The 1,169-nt window shown below is 71.9% G+C and carries 1 protein-coding gene; it reads right to left on the reverse strand.

All coding sequences use genetic code 11. The features are described from left to right. Positions 1-266, reverse strand: a 266-nt coding sequence (locus tag AB0B72_RS40310; RefSeq protein ID WP_367745081.1) for a DUF222 domain-containing protein, incomplete at its 3' end; no start/stop codon positions are given. Positions 267-1,169 lie beyond the last annotated feature (903 nt).

Below are 1,169 nucleotides of genomic sequence, written 5' to 3' on the forward strand. Positions count from 1 at the left end.
TGGGTCCAGTTGTTGGCGTGGTCGACCTGGCACAGACTGGTCGGCAGGGGGCAGTGCTCGATCCAGCAGGTGGCGTAGCGGGCGGCGATCGCGCGGCGCTGGGCGGGGGTGGCCAGGCGGGCGTTGCGGCCCATGTCGAGCACCTGGCCTTCGGCGTCCATCACCAGGCGCACCAGCGTGGAGGTGCGAGCCAGCCGCTCGATGTCCGACTGCGGTAACAGGTGCCCGGTGGCCAGCAGCAGTCCTGGCCATCGTCCTGGCAGCACCCCTCCCACCAGCCGCCCACCACCGGCGCCGCCGCCAGGCCCGGCACCAGGCCGGACGCCAGCCCCGGCACTTGGCTCGGCACGATGTCCCGTGCCCGCATCGGCACTCGGCTCGGCACCAGGCCCCAAGCCATGCCCGGCATTCGCGTCGCTACCAGCCTCGGCGTCGGGATGGGCGCTGGACTCGGCGCTCGGTTCCACAGCGGGTCTCGGCCCCTTCCCGACATCAAGCCCGGCATTCACGTCGGCATCGGTCATGGCGGCTTCGATATCGGGCTCGGCATGGTGTTCGGTGCCCGCATCGCCATCGGGTCCGGTACCGCTGTGCGGTCCGGCGTCAGAGGTGGTGTTGTCTGTCGGCCCGGCCTCAGGCCCTCGCATCGCCCTTGCCCCGCCCGTCATCGGAGATGAGCCCTTAACCACCCCCGGGTCAGCCATTGGCTCCTGGCCGCCAACCGCGTCCAACCACGACTCTTGATCAGCAATGCGGTCGGCACCGGGGGCGGGCTCGCCAGTAGGGGCAGGCCTGGCAGTAGGAGCGGGTCTGGCAGCGGGATCGGCGGCCGAACCGGCGGCGCGCTCAGGGAGCAGATCGGGCGGCAGGTCAGCCGGGACACCGGCGGCGGGCTCAGCAGACAGATCGGCCGGCGAATCGGCGGCGGGCTTGGCCGGTGACCCGCTGGGCGGACCGGTCGGTGGATCGCTAGGCGGGTCGGCGACTGGGGCCTGAGCGGGTGACCCGCTGGACGGGCCGGTCGATGAAGCGGTCGGCGAGTCGCTGGGCGGACCGGTCGGTGGGGCGCTAGGCGGGTCGGCGGGTAGGGATTCGGCCGGCACGATCACCAGCAGTTCGGCGTTGATCTGCTGCTCCAGCAACGCGATCAACGCATCGGCGTTCCGCAC

The sequence above is a fragment of the Microbispora sp. NPDC049125 genome, assembly GCF_040802045.1.
GTDB lineage: Bacteria > Actinomycetota > Actinomycetes > Streptosporangiales > Streptosporangiaceae > Microbispora.